The sequence below is a fragment of the Streptomyces sp. NPDC050610 genome (assembly GCF_040654875.1).
Lineage (GTDB): Bacteria > Actinomycetota > Actinomycetes > Streptomycetales > Streptomycetaceae > Streptomyces.
The window spans coordinates 39620-56180 of sequence record NZ_JBFAIV010000001.1 but is presented as its reverse complement, the minus strand read 5'-3'; the positions used below and the strand labels follow the sequence as shown (position 1 = coordinate 56180).

At 71.4% G+C, this 16561-nt stretch carries 14 protein-coding genes and 1 pseudogene; 11 read left to right on the top strand and 4 right to left on the bottom strand.

Going from position 1 to position 16561, the window contains the following annotated elements; translation table 11 throughout:
- The first annotated feature begins 186 nt into the window (after positions 1-186).
- The 4 genes from dnaK to AB0I22_RS00245 are packed head-to-tail and all read left to right on the top strand — an operon-like array spanning position 187 to position 4419.
- Entirely contained in the window at positions 187-2055 is a 1869-nt protein-coding gene (dnaK, locus tag AB0I22_RS00260; RefSeq protein ID WP_363128325.1) for a molecular chaperone DnaK, read from the top strand.
- Positions 2052-2714, top strand: coding sequence for a nucleotide exchange factor GrpE (gene grpE, locus AB0I22_RS00255; RefSeq protein ID WP_363128324.1), 663 nt, complete (start codon positions 2052-2054; stop codon positions 2712-2714). Before dnaK ends, grpE begins: the two co-directional genes overlap by 4 nt.
- A gap of 42 nt (positions 2715-2756) precedes the next feature.
- The gene (dnaJ, locus tag AB0I22_RS00250) at positions 2757-3950 is read left to right on the top strand and encodes a molecular chaperone DnaJ (protein WP_363128323.1); all 1194 of its coding nucleotides are present in this window, start codon (positions 2757-2759) and stop codon (positions 3948-3950) included.
- Between the two features lies 1 nt (position 3951).
- Positions 3952-4419: a helix-turn-helix domain-containing protein gene (locus AB0I22_RS00245; RefSeq protein ID WP_363128322.1), complete on the top strand. Its 468-nt coding sequence runs from the start codon at positions 3952-3954 to the stop codon at positions 4417-4419.
- 64 nt (positions 4420-4483) lie between these two features.
- On the opposite strand, the gene AB0I22_RS00240 is transcribed toward AB0I22_RS00245, so the two are convergent.
- Together AB0I22_RS00240 and AB0I22_RS00235 are read right to left on the bottom strand one after the other, a co-directional pair.
- Positions 4484-4888, bottom strand: coding sequence for a TIGR03618 family F420-dependent PPOX class oxidoreductase (locus tag AB0I22_RS00240; RefSeq protein ID WP_363128321.1), 405 nt, complete (start codon positions 4886-4888; stop codon positions 4484-4486).
- 25 nt (positions 4889-4913) lie between these two features.
- Positions 4914-5491 (bottom strand): annotated as a pseudogene (locus AB0I22_RS00235) (Uma2 family endonuclease).
- Positions 5492-5694: 203 nt separating this feature from the next.
- On the opposite strand from AB0I22_RS00235, the gene clpB reads away from it, so the two are divergent.
- Together clpB and AB0I22_RS00225 are read left to right on the top strand one after the other, a co-directional pair.
- The gene (gene clpB, locus AB0I22_RS00230; RefSeq protein WP_363128320.1) at positions 5695-8340 is read left to right on the top strand and encodes an ATP-dependent chaperone ClpB; all 2646 of its coding nucleotides are present in this window, start codon (positions 5695-5697) and stop codon (positions 8338-8340) included.
- Positions 8341-8435: 95 nt separating this feature from the next.
- Entirely contained in the window at positions 8436-8978 is a 543-nt protein-coding gene (locus AB0I22_RS00225) for a YbjN domain-containing protein (RefSeq protein ID WP_363128319.1), read from the top strand.
- Between the two features lie 34 nt (positions 8979-9012).
- Here AB0I22_RS00225 and AB0I22_RS00220 read toward each other — a convergent pair whose 3' ends face one another.
- Entirely contained in the window at positions 9013-10218 is a 1206-nt protein-coding gene (locus AB0I22_RS00220; protein WP_363128318.1) for a hypothetical protein, read from the bottom strand.
- Positions 10219-10812: 594 nt separating this feature from the next.
- Between AB0I22_RS00220 and AB0I22_RS00215 the strand changes: the two genes are divergently transcribed.
- The 3 genes from AB0I22_RS00215 to AB0I22_RS00205 all read left to right on the top strand — a co-directional run bounded on the left by AB0I22_RS00215 (position 10813) and on the right by AB0I22_RS00205 (position 13829).
- Positions 10813-11949 (top strand): aminotransferase class I/II-fold pyridoxal phosphate-dependent enzyme, encoded by a 1137-nt coding sequence (locus AB0I22_RS00215; protein WP_363128690.1) that lies wholly within the window; start codon positions 10813-10815, stop codon positions 11947-11949.
- 845 nt (positions 11950-12794) lie between these two features.
- Positions 12795-13313 (top strand): DUF2617 family protein, encoded by a 519-nt coding sequence (locus tag AB0I22_RS00210; protein WP_363128317.1) that lies wholly within the window; start codon positions 12795-12797, stop codon positions 13311-13313.
- Between the two features lie 258 nt (positions 13314-13571).
- Complete coding sequence (locus tag AB0I22_RS00205) at positions 13572-13829, top strand: chaplin (protein ID WP_363128316.1); 258 nt, start codon at positions 13572-13574, stop codon at positions 13827-13829.
- A 140-nt stretch (positions 13830-13969) separates the two neighbouring features.
- Here AB0I22_RS00205 and AB0I22_RS00200 read toward each other — a convergent pair whose 3' ends face one another.
- On the bottom strand, positions 13970-14998 hold the full coding sequence (locus tag AB0I22_RS00200; RefSeq protein ID WP_363128315.1) for an AraC family transcriptional regulator: 1029 nt from the start codon (positions 14996-14998) through the stop codon (positions 13970-13972).
- A gap of 99 nt (positions 14999-15097) precedes the next feature.
- On the opposite strand from AB0I22_RS00200, the gene AB0I22_RS00195 reads away from it, so the two are divergent.
- Entirely contained in the window at positions 15098-15718 is a 621-nt protein-coding gene (locus AB0I22_RS00195) for a DsbA family protein (RefSeq protein ID WP_363128314.1), read from the top strand.
- Between the two features lie 72 nt (positions 15719-15790).
- The gene (locus tag AB0I22_RS00190; RefSeq protein ID WP_363128313.1) at positions 15791-16441 is read left to right on the top strand and encodes an NAD(P)H-binding protein; all 651 of its coding nucleotides are present in this window, start codon (positions 15791-15793) and stop codon (positions 16439-16441) included.
- Positions 16442-16561: the final 120 nt, after the last annotated feature.

Genomic DNA, 16561 nt, shown 5'->3' with positions numbered 1-16561 from the left:
GTCCTCCACCCGGCCCTCCGTGTGACCCTCCATCCGGCGCCCGAAGGGCACTTGGGGCCCGCTGGCACCCTCGCTGACTATAAGGCCCGTATAAAAGTTGAGTGCGTCAGACTCAGGTCTGTTGACAGGTTTGAATCGGTGTTGCACTCTTGAGCCTGTTCCACTCAAGTCAGCTGGAGGATCGAAATGGCACGTGCGGTCGGCATCGACCTGGGTACGACGAACTCCGTCGTCAGTGTTCTCGAAGGCGGTGAGCCCACCGTCATCACCAACGCCGAGGGCGCCAGGACCACGCCGTCCGTCGTCGCCTTCGCCAAGAACGGCGAGGTGCTCGTCGGCGAGGTCGCCAAGCGCCAGGCTGTCACCAACGTCGACAGGACCATCCGGTCGGTCAAGCGCCACATGGGCACCGACTGGAAGATCAACATCGACGGCAAGGACTTCAACCCGCAGCAGATGAGCGCCTTCATCCTGCAGAAGTTGAAGCGCGACGCCGAGGCGTACCTCGGCGAGAAGGTCGTCGACGCGGTCATCACCGTCCCGGCGTACTTCAACGACTCCGAGCGCCAGGCCACCAAGGAGGCCGGCGAGATCGCGGGTCTCAACGTCCTGCGTATTGTCAACGAGCCGACCGCGGCCGCCCTCGCCTACGGGCTGGAGAAGGACGACCAGACCATTCTGGTCTTCGACCTCGGCGGCGGCACCTTCGACGTCTCGCTCCTTGAGATCGGCGACGGTGTGGTGGAGGTCAAGGCCACCAACGGCGACAACCACCTCGGTGGCGACGACTGGGACCAGCGCGTCGTGGACTACCTGGTCAAGCAGTTCCAGAACGGTCACGGCGTCGACCTGGCCAAGGACAAGATGGCCCTCCAGCGCCTCCGCGAGGCCGCTGAGAAGGCGAAGATCGAGCTGTCCTCGTCCACCGAGACGACGATCAACCTCCCGTACATCACGGCGTCCGCCGAGGGCCCGCTGCACCTGGACGAGAAGCTCACGCGCTCGCAGTTCCAGCAGCTGACCGCGGACCTGCTGGAGCGCTGCAAGACGCCGTTCCACAACGTCATCAAGGACGCCGGCATCTCGCTGTCCGAGATCGACCACGTCGTCCTCGTCGGCGGCTCGACCCGGATGCCCGCCGTCGCGGAGCTCGTCAAGGAGCTGACCGGCGGCCAGGACGCCAACAAGGGCGTCAACCCGGACGAGGTCGTCGCCATCGGCGCGGCCCTCCAGGCCGGTGTCCTCAAGGGCGAGGTCAAGGACGTCCTGCTGCTCGATGTCACCCCGCTGTCGCTGGGCATCGAGACCAAGGGCGGCATCATGACCAAGCTCATCGAGCGCAACACCACGATCCCGACCAAGCGGTCCGAGATCTTCACGACGGCCGAGGACAACCAGCCGTCCGTGCAGATCCAGGTCTACCAGGGCGAGCGCGAGATCGCGGCGTACAACAAGAAGCTCGGGATGTTCGAGCTGACCGGTCTGCCGCCGGCCCCCCGCGGCGTCCCGCAGGTCGAGGTCACCTTCGACATCGACGCCAACGGCATCATGCACGTGGCCGCGAAGGACCTCGGCACGGGCAAGGAGCAGCGGATGACCGTCACCGGTGGCTCCTCGCTGCCGAAGGACGAGGTCGACCGCATGCGCCAGGAGGCCGAGCAGTACGCGGAGGAGGACCACAAGCGCCGCGAGGCCGCCGAGTCCCGCAACCAGGGCGAGCAGCTCGTCTACCAGACGGAGAAGTTCCTCAAGGACAACGAGGACAAGGTCCCGGGCGACGTCAAGACCGAGGTCGAGACCGCCGTGGCCGACCTGAAGGAGAAGCTCAAGGGCGAGGACTCGGCCGCGATCCGCGAGTCGACCGAGAAGGTCGCCGCGGTCAGCCAGAAGCTGGGCCAGGCCATGTACGCGGGCGCCCAGGACGGCGCCGGCGCGGCCGGTGCGGGCGCCGAGGGCGCTGCCCCCGGCGGCGAGCAGGCCAAGTCCGCCGACGAGGACGTCGTCGACGCCGAGATCGTCGACGACGAGAAGCCCAAGAAGGACGGTGCGGCGTGACGGAGGAGACCCCGGGCTTCGAGGAGAAGCCCGACGTCCCCTCCGACGCCGCAGCCCCTGACGATGCGGCGCAGGGCGCCGGGTCCGCCGAGAAGGCGGACCCGGCGGCCCCGGCCGGGGACGCACAGCAGGACATCGCTCTGACCGCACAGCTGGACCAGGCCCGTACGGCGCTCAACGAGCGCACCTCGGACCTCCAGCGGCTGCAGGCGGAGTACCAGAACTACCGTCGCCGCGTGGAGCGGGACCGGGCCGCCGTCAAGGAGATCGCCACGGCGAACCTCCTGGGCGAGCTCCTTCCCGTGCTCGACGACATCGGCCGGGCCCGTGAACACGGCGAGCTCGTCGGCGGCTTCAAGTCCGTCGCGGAGTCGCTGGAGACGGTGGCGGCCAAGATGGGTCTCCAGCAGTTCGGCAAGGAGGGCGAGCCCTTCGACCCGCTGGTGCACGAGGCCCTGATGCACAGTTACGCGCCCGATGTCACCGAGACCACGTGCGTGTCGATCCTCCAGCCCGGGTACCGGATCGGAGAGCGTACGATCCGTCCGGCCCGGGTCGCGGTCGCCGAGCCGCAGCCCGGCGCGCAGGCCAAGTCCGATGAGGGTGCGGCCGACGCGGACGGTGCTGATGAGGAGAGCGGTGGCCCGAAAGAGGGCTGACGTGCGGCAAGAAGGCAGCGGCCGGGAGGAGGGACGTCGGGGATGAGCACGAAGGACTTCGTCGAGAAGGACTACTACAAGGTCCTCGGCGTCCCGAAGGACGCCACCGAAGCGGAGATCAAGAAGGCGTACCGGAAGCTCGCCCGCGAGTTCCACCCGGACGCCAACAAGGGCGACGCCAAGGCGGAGGACCGCTTCAAGGAGATCTCCGAGGCGAACGACGTCCTGGCGGACCCCAAGCGCCGCAAGGAGTACGACGAGGCGCGCACCCTCTTCGGCAACGGCGGCTTCCGGCCCGGCCCCGGCGGCCAGGGCGGTGGCGGAACGTTCAACTTCGACCTGGGCGACCTCTTCGGAGGCGCCCAGGGCGGGCCGCAGAGCGGCGGCGGAGCCGGCGGCTTCGGCGGCGGCCTCGGAGACGTGTTCGGCGGCCTCTTCAACCGCGGCGCCGGTACGGGCACCCGCACCCAGCCGCGCCGCGGCCAGGACATCGAGTCCGAGGTGACGCTCAGTTTCACCGAGGCGGTCGACGGGGCCACGGTCCCGCTGCGGATGTCGTCGTCGGCGGCGTGCAAGGCGTGCGCCGGTACGGGCGACAAGAACGGCACCCCGCGCGTCTGCCCGACGTGCGTGGGCACCGGCCAGGTCTCCCGCGGCACCGGCGGCGGCTTCTCGCTCACCGACCCGTGCCCGGACTGCAAGGGCCGCGGGCTGATCCCCGAGAACCCCTGCGACGTCTGCAAGGGCAGCGGCCGCGCCACGTCGTCGCGCACCATGCAGGTCCGCATCCCCGCGGGCGTCTCGGACGGGCAGCGCATCCGGCTGCGCGGCAAGGGCGCGCCGGGCGAGCGCGGCGGTCCCAACGGCGATCTGTACGTGGTCGTGCACGTCGACACGCACCCCGTCTTCGGACGCAAGGGCGACAACCTCACCGTCACCGTGCCCGTCACCTTCCCGGAGGCGGCGCTCGGCGGCGAGGTGAAGGTCCCCACCCTGGGGGGCCCGGCGGTCACCCTGAAGATCCCGGCGGGCACGCCCAACGGCCGTACGATGCGCGCCCGCGGCAAGGGCGCGGTGCGCAAGGACGGCTCCCGCGGCGACCTGCTGGTCACCGTGGAGGTCACCGTGCCCCGGCACCTTGACGACAAGGCGCGGGACACGCTGGAGTCCTATCGCGAGGCGACCGCGGGCGAGGACCCGCGGGCAGAGCTGTTCCAGGCCGCGAAGGGAGCTTGAGATGGACGGCCGAGGCGGGCGCAGCCGGCGCACTCCTATGTCGAATCCTTATCAGTTGACCGAAGAGTCGCCGGTGTACGTGATCTCGGTGGCGGCGCAGCTGTCCGGTCTCCATCCGCAGACGCTCCGCCAGTACGACCGGCTCGGCCTGGTCTCCCCGGACCGTACGCCCGGCCGAGGGCGGCGCTACTCGGCGCGCGACATCGAGCTGCTGCGCACGGTGCAGCAGCTCAGCCAGGACGAGGGCATCAATCTCGCCGGGATCAAGCGGATCATCGAGCTGGAGAACCAGGTGGCCGCGCTCCAGGCGCGCGTCGCCGAGCTCTCGCAGGCGGTGGACGGCGCGGCGGCGGCGATGCGGCAGCGCGAGGCGCAGGTGCACGCCTCGTACCGGCGCGACCTGGTCCCGTACCAGGACGTGCAGCAGACCAGCGCGCTCGTGGTCTGGCGGCCGAAGCGCCCGGAGTGACGTGCCGATGACGAAGGGGCCGAGGAGAATCTCCCCGGCCCCTTCGTCGTACGCGCGGGTGGGCTCAGACCCGCCCCAGCGCCCTGGTCACGGTGATCTCGATGACGACCCGCTCGGGGTTGGGCGCGGGCGTACGGCCGTACCGCTCGCTGTGCCGGGCGACGGCGTCCGCGACCCGCTCGGCCTCCGTACGCACCACCGCCACCCCCTCCAGCGTCGCCCACCGCTTCCCCTCGAACTGACACACCGCGACCATGGCCCCGTCCGGGCCCGCCGCCCGCACATTGGCGGCCTTGGCGCTGCCCCCGCGCGTGATGATCCGGGCCATCCCCGCCTCGTGGTCGTACGTCACGCACACGGGCACCACGTGCGGCCCGCCGTGCGGGCGGGGCGTGGTGAGGGTGCAGACATGGCGTTCCCGCCAGAAATCGAGGTACTCGGGGGCGGGGTCGCGGAGGTCGTGGGCCATGGAGGGAAGGGTATGCGGATGCACGTCAGAGGAAGTCGGACGTGTCCAGTTCGAAGGAGAACGGCGCGGGGAGGGGGACGGGCTTGCCGAACGGGACCAGGTGGGTCTCGGCGTAGTCGCCGTCCTCGGGCTCGCTGAAGAGGACGGTCGTGGCCTTCTCGCGGTCTACGAGCAGGTAGAGCGGGATGCCGGCGCGGGCGTAGGAGCGGCGCTTGGCGACACGGTCGCGGTCGGGCTGGCCGGCGGTCACCTCGGCGACCATGGCGACGCCGTCGCTGGGCATCCAGGAGGGTGCGCCCCTGAACAGACGCCGGTCACGTGGGGCGAAGGTGGCGTCGGGGATGACGTGGTCGCTGGGGTGCGAGCCTTCGCCGGGCACCTTCAGCCCCTTGTTCCGGACCCGGCCATGTCGGTCGTGGACTGGCACCGCACCTGCTGGTCGAGGGTGCTGAGGCAGTCCTCATGGTCTCCGTCGGGCACGGGTGACACGACGATCTCGCCCCCGATGAACTGGGCCCGGAATCCTTCGGAGATGTCCAGGGCCAGGAAGTAGTCCAGGAGGGCAGGCCCGCCCGTCATCGGCGCGTGAGTCGTCGTCGCCATGCTGCTCCCCTTGTCGGTGACGGATAGCGTCGCCCGCGGCCAGCGGTGGCGGGGGGATCATCGGGCCGGTTCACTCGTAAGAGACGTAGATCTGTTCGGGGCGGTGCCCAATCCTGAGGTTGAGTGGAATAGACTCAACTTACTGCATGCTGTAGTAGGCAGGACGGTATGCGTGAGCCGAGCACGAGGAGGAGTACGCCGACGTGGAAGCCGAGCTGACGAACAAGAGCCGGGAGGCGCTGAGCGCCGCCAATGACCGGGCCGTGTCCGCGGGGCACGCGGACATGACGCCGGCGCATCTGCTCATCGCGCTCCTGAGCGGCCAGGAGAACGAGAACATCCTGGACCTGCTGGCCGCCGTCGAGGCCGATGCCGTGGTGCTGCGGACCGGGGCCGACCGGCAGCTGGCCGCGCTGCCCAGCGCGCAGGGCTCCACCGTCGCGCCGCCGCAGCCCAACCGGGATCTGCTGGCCGCCATCGCCGACGCCTCGCAGCGGGCGAAGGAGCTGGGCGACGCGTACATCTCCACCGAGCACCTGCTCATCGGGCTCGCCGCGAAGGGCGGGCAGACCGGGGAGCTGCTGGACCAGCAGGGGGCGTCCGCCAAGAAGCTGCTGGACGCGTTCGAGACCGCGAGGGGCGGGCAGCGGGTGACCAATCCGGACCCGGAGGGCACGTACAAGGCGCTGGAGAAGTTCGGCACGGATTTCACCGCCGCCGCGCGCGAGGGGAAGCTGGACCCGGTCATCGGCCGGGACCAGGAGATCCGCCGCGTCGTGCAGGTGCTCTCCCGGCGCACCAAGAACAACCCCGTCCTCATCGGCGAGCCCGGCGTCGGCAAGACCGCCGTCGTCGAGGGGCTGGCGCAGCGGATAGTGAAGGGCGACGTTCCCGAGTCGCTGAAGAACAAGCGGCTGGTCTCGCTGGACCTCGGCGCGATGGTCGCGGGCGCCAAGTACCGCGGCGAGTTCGAGGAGCGGCTCAAGACCGTACTCGCGGAGATCAAGTCCAGCGACGGCCAGATCATCACCTTCATCGACGAGCTGCACACCGTCGTCGGCGCGGGCGCCGGCGGCGACTCCGCCATGGACGCGGGCAACATGCTCAAGCCCATGCTGGCCCGCGGCGAGCTGCGGATGGTCGGCGCGACCACCCTGGACGAGTACCGCGAGCGCATCGAGAAGGACCCCGCCCTGGAGCGCCGCTTCCAGCAGGTGCTGGTCGCGGAGCCCAGCGTCGAGGACTCCATCGCCATCCTGCGCGGCCTCAAGGGACGCTACGAGGCGCACCACAAGGTGCAGATCGCCGACTCCGCCCTGGTCGCCGCCGCGACCCTCTCCGACCGCTACATCACCTCCCGCTTCCTCCCCGACAAGGCCATCGACCTCGTCGACGAGGCCGCGTCCCGGCTCCGTATGGAGATCGACTCCTCGCCCGTGGAGATCGACGAGCTCCAGCGCTCCGTGGACCGGCTCAAGATGGAGGAGCTGGCCCTCAAGTCCGAGTCCGACGCCGCCTCCAAGCAGCGCCTGGAGAAGCTGCGCCGCGACCTCGCCGACAAGGAGGAGGAGCTGCGCGGCCTCACCGCCCGCTGGGAGAAGGAGAAGCAGTCCCTCAACCGGGTCGGTGAGCTGAAGGAGAAGCTGGACGAGCTGCGCGGCCAGGCCGAGCGCGCCCAGCGCGACGGCGACTTCGACGCCGCCTCGAAGCTGCTCTACGGCGAGATCCCCGGCCTGGAGCGCGAGCTGGAGGAGGCCGCGGCCGCCGAGGCCGAGCAGGAGGCCGCCGCCTCCGGCAAGGACTCGATGGTCAAGGACGAGGTCGGCCCCGACGACATCGCCGACGTCGTCGCCTCCTGGACCGGCATCCCGGCCGGCCGGCTGCTGGAGGGCGAGACGCAGAAACTGCTGCGCATGGAGGACGAGCTCGGCAAGCGCCTGATCGGCCAGACCGAGGCCGTACGGGCCGTGTCCGACGCCGTGCGCCGCACCCGGGCCGGCATCGCCGACCCCGACCGGCCCACCGGCTCGTTCCTCTTCCTCGGCCCCACCGGCGTCGGCAAGACCGAGCTGGCCAAGGCGCTCGCCGACTTCCTCTTCGACGACGAGCGGGCCATGGTCCGCATCGACATGAGCGAGTACGGCGAGAAGCACAGCGTGGCCCGGCTGGTCGGGGCCCCGCCCGGCTATGTCGGATACGAGGAGGGCGGCCAGCTCACCGAGGCCGTGCGGCGGCGCCCGTACAGCGTCGTGCTCCTGGACGAGGTGGAGAAGGCGCACCACGAGGTCTTCGACATCCTGCTCCAGGTCCTCGACGACGGGCGGCTCACGGACGGCCAGGGACGGACCGTCGACTTCCGCAACACCATCCTCATCCTGACCTCCAACCTCGGCTCGATGTTCCTGGTCGACCCGCTGCTCAAGGAGGACCAGAAGAAGGAGAAGGTGCTGGAGACCGTACGGGCCTCCTTCCGGCCCGAGTTCCTGAACCGCCTGGACGACCTTGTGGTCTTCCACGCGCTCGGCGCGGACCAGCTCCAGCGCATCGCCCGCATCCAGATCGACCACCTCCAGCGCCGCCTCGCCGACCGCCGGCTCACCCTGGAGGTCACGGACGCCGCCCTGACCTGGCTGGCGACCCTCGGCCACGACCCCGACGAGGCCGACACCGCCGTCGACCTCAACTACGGCGCCCGCCCGCTGCGCCGCCTCGTGCAGACCGCCATCGGCGACCAGCTGGCCCGCGCCATCCTGGCGGGGGACATCCGCGACGGCGACACGGTCCGCGTGGACCGGGAGCCCGGCGCCGACGGGCTCACCGTCACCTCGGCCCCGACCGCGGCGGCCTGAACGGTCCCTTCCCGAACCACCCGCCCCGTCCGGGCTTGCCAGGACGGGGCGGGTGTGGGGGAGGATGGCCGCAACCGTACGAAGGGAAAACCACGGTGAGCATCGACCCGTCCTCGATTCCGAATTTCGGGGGCCAGCCCGAACCCCAGGAGGAGGGTCCGGCAGGCCCCGTAATCCCCGACCAGGACCTGGTCAAGCAGCTCCTAGAGCAGATGGAGCTGAAGTACGTCGTCGACGACGAGGGCGACCTCGCCGCGCCGTGGGAGCAGTTCCGCACGTACTTCATGTTCCGCGGCGAGGAGGAGCAGCAGGTCTTCTCCGTGCGCACCTTCTACGACCGGGCGCACGCCATCGAGGAGAAGCCCAAGCTCCTCGAAGCGATCGACGACTGGAACCGCCGCACCCTGTGGCCGAAGGTCTACACGCACACCAACGACGACGGCAGCGTCCGCCTCATCGGCGAGGCGCAGATGCTGATCGGCGTGGGCGTCTCCCTGGAGCACTTCGTGTCCTCCACGGTCAGCTGGGTGCGCGCCTCGATCGAGTTCGACAAGTGGCTCGTCGAGCAGCTCGGCCTGGAGGCCGAGATCGACGGCGACGGCGACGGCGAGGCGAAGCCCGGCGACGAGGAGTCCTGAGCGACCTTCGCTCCGGGCCGTACGAGCCGACCGGCTACATCGGCATGGGGGCGATCAGCAGCAGATACGCCCCGTAGCCGAACGAGAGCCCGGCCAGCGCACCCGCCGTCACGACGACGGTGCGCGGCCGGGCTCTCGCCATCGCCAGCGCCGCCGGGAGCAGCAGCGGAAACGCGGGCAGCAGGAACCGCGGCTTGGACGCGAAGTACTTGGAGCCGCCCAGCGCGATCACGACCAGCACCAGCGTGTAGACGAACACCGGCAGCGGCGGCCGGTCGAGGGCGAGGAAGACGAGCGCCAGCAGCGCCACGACGATCACCGCGAAGGTGACGTAGTACCCGAGCCGGCTCAGCCCGATCACCAGATGGCGGATGAACATCAGCGCGTCATAGCCGAAGTCGAAGCGCGAGCCCCAGCCGCGCTGCACCTCGAAGTAGCCGAGCGGACTGCCCTGCCGGGCGCCGACCCAGGCCACGTACCCCAGCCAGCCCGCCGGCGAGAGCGCGGCCCCCGCCCACACCCGCCAGTCGCGCCGGGCCCCGCCGTCCCGCCACAGCAGGACCGCCGCCGCGCAGCAGACGGCCGCCGCCACCGCGATGCCGTTGGGCCGGCAGACGCCCGCGAGCAGGGAGAGGCCGCCGGCCCACACCCAGCGCCCGGTCAGCACCGCGTACAGCGACCAGGCGGCGAGCGCCGTCATCAGCGGCTCGGTGTACGCCATCGTCTCGATGACCGCGTGCGGCAGCAGCCCCCACAGCAGGACGAGCAGCGTCCCCGCCCGGCGCCCGTGCAGCCGCTCGCCGACCGCGTACAGCCCCCAGGCCGCGGCCGCCGACGAGCCCCAGGCGACCAGCAGCCCGGCGTTGACCAGCCCGATCGGCAGCACGGTCGCCACGCCGCGCATGAGGCCGGGGAAGAGCGGGAAGAACGCCATGTCGCTGAAGTGCTGCCCCGCCCAGCCCGCGGTCGGATGGACCGAGTCGTATCCGTTCCGGGCGATGCCGGTGTACCAGGTGCCGTCCCAGGCCAGCCCGAGCGTGGTCCGCGGGTGTCTGCCGATCCACCAGGCCCATGCCGCCATCGTCAGCATCCCGGCCAGCCGCACGGCGGCGTACAGGCCGAGCGCGGGGGCCGCCCGGCGCAGCGCGCCCCGGACGCGCTCACCCCTGCGGGACGCTCCCGCGCCGTCGGCCGGCTGCGGTTCCGGGGCTCGTACGGGCATGGCGGTGTCGGCGGACACGGCTCACCTCCGGTGCGGGGGCGGTTGCGAGTACGGGCCGGCCCCCTCCACCTGGCGGCCGGGCCCGGCACCCCGACTCTGCGGGCCCGCCACCGGGCACGCGACCGCTGACGGCCGTCCGTAGGGCCCGTGCACCCGCTCGGCGGCGGGGGCCGCGTGGCGGCGTGACAACGGGGGCGGTGTGTGGTCCGCGGCCGGGGCCGTGGCAGGCCGGGCCCACGCCCCCGGTTCGTACGCGGCCCCGGTCCGTACGGACGAGATCCCGGTCCCCGGTCCGTACGCGGCCCCGGTCCGTACGCGGCCCCGGTCCGTACTGGGCCCCGGTCTGTACGCGGCCCCGGTCTGTACGCGGCCCCGGTCTGTACGCGGCCCCGGGTCCGTACGCGGCCCCGGGGCCGTACGTGGCCCCGGCCCCCGATCGTGCCCGCCTATCGTGAGGGCAGCAGCGCTCGGCGGGCCGGGCTCCGGATGCCGGGCGGGACAGGACTGGGGAACGACTCGGGAAAGCGGGACCGTATGGACATGGGGGGGCAGGCCGGCGCGCGCGGCGCGGTGGGCTCGGCGGAGTGGAGTCCCGCGGAGCGGGTGCGGGCCATGGGCACGTCGGTCTTCACGGAGATGACGGAACTGGCCCGCAGCACGGGCGCGGTCAACCTCGGGCAGGGCGTGCCCGAGCTGGACAGCCCCGGCGCGCTGCTGGAGGACGTGGCGAGGGCGGTGCTCGACGGCCGCAACCAGTACCCGCCGGCCGTCGGCGCGCCGGCGCTGCGCGAGGCCGTCGCGGCGCACCAGCTGCGGCGGTACGGGCTCGACTACCGGCCGCAGGGCGAGGTGCTCGTCACCACCGGCGCCACCGAGGCGCTCGCCGCCGCCCTGCTCGCGCTCTGCGACCCCGGGGACGAGGTCATCGCCTTCGACCCCTGCTACGACGCGTACGCGGCGGACGCCCGGCTGGCCGGCGCCCGGCTCGTCGGCGTTCCGCTGGCCCTCGACGGGGACGCCTTCGTCCTCGACGTCGACGCCCTGCGGGCCGCCGTGACGCCCCGTACCCGGGTGCTGCTGCTGAACAGCCCGCACAACCCGACGGGCAAGGTGTTCACCGCGGCCGAGCTGGCGGCTGTCGCCGACGTGTGCCGCGAGCACGAGCTGATCGCCGTCACGGACGAGGTGTACGAGCACCTCGTGTACGACGACGGCGCCCGCCACCAGCCGCTCGCGTCGCTGCCCGGCATGCGGGAGCGGACCCTCGCGATCTCCTCGGCGGGCAAGACCTTCAACGTCACCGGCTGGAAGATCGGCTGGGTCTGCGGCCCGGCCCGCCTCGTCGGCGCGGTCGGCGCGGCCAAGCAGTTCCTCACGTACGCCACGGGCACGCCGTACCAGGAGGCGCTGGCGCGGGCGCTCGGCTCGGTGGAGGAGTGGGCCGCCGGGCTGCGCTCCACCCTGCGCCGCCACCGCGACCTGCTCGGCGAGGGCCTGGCGCAGGCCGGGCTGCGCCCGTTCCGCGCGGACGCCGGCTACTTCGTGCAGGCGGACGTACGGCCGTGGGGCCACGGGGACGGGGTGCGCTTCTGCCGCGAACTCCCGCAGCGCGCGGGGGTGGTGGCGATTCCGACCGCCGCCTTCTACGTGACCGAGGGCGCGCCGTCCCATCTGGTGCGCTTCTCCTTCTGCAAGCGCGAGGACTCCCTGCGTACGGCCGTGAAGCAGCTGGTGGCCGCAGCTCCCTGACGGGTCGTCATGACCTCGCGCCGTGAACCTCTGGTCTTGCTCAACTCTGCTTTGCCGTAAGGCGGGTACGGGCACAAACCCGGCAGGCACGGAGCGGGGGGGACTCGCTTCGAAGTGGGAGGGAGTGAGGCACTGATGGCGATCTTCATCGCGGCTCTGATCGCGATCGCGGGGCTGACGCTGGTCGGAGTCCTGGCCGGGCGTACCCGGTCACCCGGCAAGAGCGCGGCGCGCCGCCGTACGTACAGCGGGGGGACTGCGTCCGGGGGCAGCAGCTGGTGGGCCGGGGACGGAGGCGGGTCGGACGGCGGCCACCACCACGGGGGAGGCGGTCACCACTCATGCGGCGGGGGAAGCCACTCGTCGTGCGGCGGGGGCGGTCATTCCTCTTGTGGCGGAGGGGGCGGTTGCGGAAGCAGCTGACACGGGGCAGCCGATTCCGACCGCGTAGACCGTGGCTTTCGACCGCGGCCTTCGGCCGTGGCCTTCGGCCGTGGCCTTCGATTACGGCCTTCGGTTGCGGCTTTCGATAGCGGCTTTCGGCCGCGGAGACGGCGGACCGGCCGTCAGAGCGCCCGGCGGACCCAAAGTCCGCCGGGCGCTCAGGTGTTGAACAGTTGAGCTGGGCAGCCCTCGGGGGGATGGAAACCCGGCGAAGATGGGTAAAAACGCTGTGGGCGCCGTGCATTTCATGATTCCCTGCTTGAAGAGAGTACAAGTCCTCGGAATCACAGTCCTCGGACCCCACGGACCCCACGTGGGCACGAGCCGGCGTACTCGAACACCCTGGTCCTCCTCCGGGGCGGGCCGGCCCACCTTCCACTGCGTGCTTGCGGAGCCGACCCATGCTCACCACCCTCAGTACCCCCTATACCGATACCCGTGCCGCCGACCTCGCGTGGTGTCTGGGTAAGGACCCCCTGCCATCCCTGGCCGACCTCGACCTCCAACTGGGCGGTGCTACCGTCCAGTTGCGTTTGCTCGGCGCCTCCCACCAGGTGCTTCTCGACGGCGAGGAAGGAAGCTGCTCGGAGACCGTGGCCTGCCTGCCCGGCAGCAGCACCCCCCTGCCGCTGGGGGTGGCGAAGCGCGTGGGCGACTGGGAGTACGAATTCGCGGCGCGCGTCGAGACGTTGTCGCGCGGCTCCTTCGCGGGGCGCGCCCAGGAACTGCTGGCGCTGGTCGCCGACCATCCGCACGGGCTCGCCGGCACGTTCCCCGGCAGCCCGCACGCCTTCACCGCGATGCTCGCCCAGCGCCACGAAGGCCAGGTCAGCTGGCGTACGTGGCACGCCTATCCGCAGGAGGGGCGGCTCGTCGCGACGCGTACGAGGGTGGCGGTGCGGCTGGCCGTTCCGAGGTGAGCGTGGACTGACGGGCGGCGCGGGCCGGGCTGTCGGGCGGTCTCGTGGCCGCCCTGCCCGCTGATCCGCTGATTCGCCGCTCTGTCGGCTTATCTGTTTGGCGCATTGTCAGTTGAACTGATGTGCAGAGGTCACTCGTTTGCGTGCGCGTCGATCCGCCGCGCCCGTACAGAAAGTTGGTCGTATCGGGTTTCGCCAGTTCTCCGGCAGGAGAACGGCTCGCCTTCTCCTCGTACGGCTACGTAAGGAATCAGTGTCATGTCGCGTATCGCCAAGGCCGCTGTCCTGACTATCGCCGCGGCCGCCACCATGGTGGGCGCCGCGGGCGGGGCCTCGGCCCACGACCACCACCACGACGGCGCCTACGCCAAGGGCGCGGCCATCGGTTCGCCCGGCGTGCTGTCCGGCAACCTGGTGCAGGTCCCGGTCCACGTGCCGCTCAACGTCTGCGGCAACAGCATCGACGTCGTCGGCCTGCTCAACCCGGCCTACGGCAACACCTGCGTCAACTCCTGACGAACGGCCGAGCCGTGCCTGAGGGCGTCGGCTTCTGACGTCGCATCGCATTCCCGCGGCGCTCACCGCTTCTCGTGGTGGGCGCCGTTCGCGTGTCTTCAGTCGTCAGTCGTCAGCGGGTGTGGGGGCCGGTGTGAGCGTCAGCCGGCGGCCGGGGCCGGTTTGAGAGAGGCGCGGAACGCGCCGGGGGACAGCCCCGTGCGGTGCAGGAAGAACTTGGAGAAGTTGGCCGCGTCGTCGAATCCGAGGCGGTCGGCGATGCGGGCGGCCGGCAGTTCGCTGTGGGCGAGGAGCCGCTTGGCCTCCAGCACCACTCGGCAGTCGATGAACTCCTTGGCGCCCACCCCGGCCGCCGCGAGGGAGGCACGGGAGAGAGTGCGCGGGGAGTAGCCGAGGGCGCGCGCGTAATCGGCGACGCGGTGGCTGGTCGCGAACTCCCGCTCCACGGCGGCTCGGAAGCGCTCGAACGTCTCGCTCGGCGCGGGGACGCTGCTGCCCACCGGGGCCGTCAGATGCGCGAGACGCAGGACGAGCACGGTGAACAGGTGCCGCAGCACTTCGGTGTGCACCTCGGCGGGCAGGCCCCGGCCGCAGCCGAACTCGGCGGCCAGGTGATCCACGGCCCGGTTCACCGCCGCGAGGTCCGGGCCCACGGGCTGCCACAGGACGGGGCGGAAGGGGTCCTCGGCCTTGGCCGCGGCGGCGGTGCCGGACGGCAGGAAGCCGGGCTGGGCGAGGACTACGTAGCCGTTGACGGTGACGGTGCCGGTGTCGGTGTCGTCTTCGCTGTTGGTTTCGCGGGTGATTCCGCGGTTGATTTCGCCGCTGCTCGTCTCGTCGAAGCTCTGCACCTGGCCGGGGCGCACCCACAGGACGGAGCCGGGGGCGAGCGCGTAGCCGGTGAAGTCCACGGTGTGCGCGGCCGAGCCGGACCGCACGATGAGGAGCTGGTGGAAGTCGAGCCGCTGGGGCCTGCGCAGCAGCCCTTCGGGGGCGCGGGCGCGCAACTCGGCGAAGGTCATGACCTCCAGGCCGGCGGGGGTGCCGGGCGGGGCCTGGTAGGCGAGGTCGACGATGTCGCCTTGTCCGGCGGCTTCGGGCGTGCCGACTTCGGTGGCGCTGTTGGCTGCGCTTTTTGGGTCGGGCTCTTCGTGTCGCTTTTTTACCATGGCTGGTCGCAACCGTACCTGGTTGGCGGGGCGCGGCCCTCGTAGCGTGGTCGTAACGGACAAGGAATGTCCGGGAAGACGACCCGAAGAGAGGAAGCCATGGAACGCGCGAAGCTCACGTACGCCTTCGACGCCTACTGCGGCTGGTGTTACGGATTCGGCCCCGTCATCCGCGAATTCGCCGCCGCCAACGCCGAACGGATCGAGCTGCGCGTACTCAGCGGCGGGCTCTTCACCGGGCCCCGGGCGCAGCCGGTGTCCGCGTATCCGTACATCCCCGAGGCGGACGCGCGGATCGCCGAACTGACCGGCGCGGTCTTCGGTGACGGTTACGCCGAGGCGTTCGCCCGGGGCACCGCCGTGCTGGACTCCGCCGACGCCGCCACCGCGCTCGCCGCGCTGCGGCAGCAGACGCCCGAGCGGACACTGGAGATCGCGGGCGCTCTACAGGCCGCCTGGTACCGCGACGGGCTCGCGCTGTCCGAACCGGACACCCTGGCCGGCGTGGCCACCGCCCTCGGCCTGGACGCCGGGGCGGCTGCCGCCGCCTACGCGGACCCGGCGACGCGGCGGTCCGTGGAGGAGGAGTTCCGGCAGGTCCGCCGGCTCGGCGTCGAGGGCTTCCCGACGCTGCTGCTCCACACCCCCCGCGGAGTGCGGCGGATCGGCGGGCCGATGTCCTCCGCACAGGACCTCACCCGCGCCCTCGACCAGCACTGACACCGCTCGCAACGGCACAACCTCGAAACCCCCGAACTCTCAACACCGCTTAACCGCTTAGGAGAAACCCTCATGGCCAAGATCGCTCTCTTCGGAGCCAACGGCACCATCGGCAGCCGCGTCCTGCGCGAGGCGCTGGACCGGGGCCACCAGGTCACCGCCGTCGTCCGCGACCCCGCGAAGATCACCGAGACGCACGAGCGGCTCACCGTCACCACGGGCGACGTCCTCGACCCAGCGTCGGTCGCCGCCGTGTCCGCCGGTCAGGACGTGGTGATCAGCGCGGTCGGCGGCGGCGACGGCCCCGGCCACCTCGCGACCATCGAGCCCGCCGCGAAGGCGCTGGTCGCCGGCCTGCGGACGCTCGGCGACGCCGCACCGCGGCTGATCACGGTCGGCGGCGCGGGCTCCCTGCGCACCCCGGACGGCAAGCAGGTCTGGGACGCGGAGGGGCTGCCGGAGTTCCTGCTCCAGATCATGCACGCCCACGGCGACGCGCTGGACTTCTACCGGACCGTCGGCGACGTGCGCTGGACGAATGTCAGCCCCGCCGCGACGATCGAGCCGGGCGAGCGCACCGGTACGTACCGCACCGCGCTCGACGACCTGGTCGTCGACGCCGGCGGCAACAGCCGGATCTCCGCCGAGGACTACGCGGTCGCGCTCGTCGACGAGGCCGAGAAGCCGCAGCACACCGGCGAGCGCTTCACGGTCGCCGACTGACCGTTTGACCGGCTGACCGAATGTCCGGCCGGAGGCTCGACCGCCCGTCCGGCCGGTGTCGGCCCTTACCGGCATGGCTCGTGCCGACTCGTACCGGCTCGTACCGGCGTCGCAGCCGCT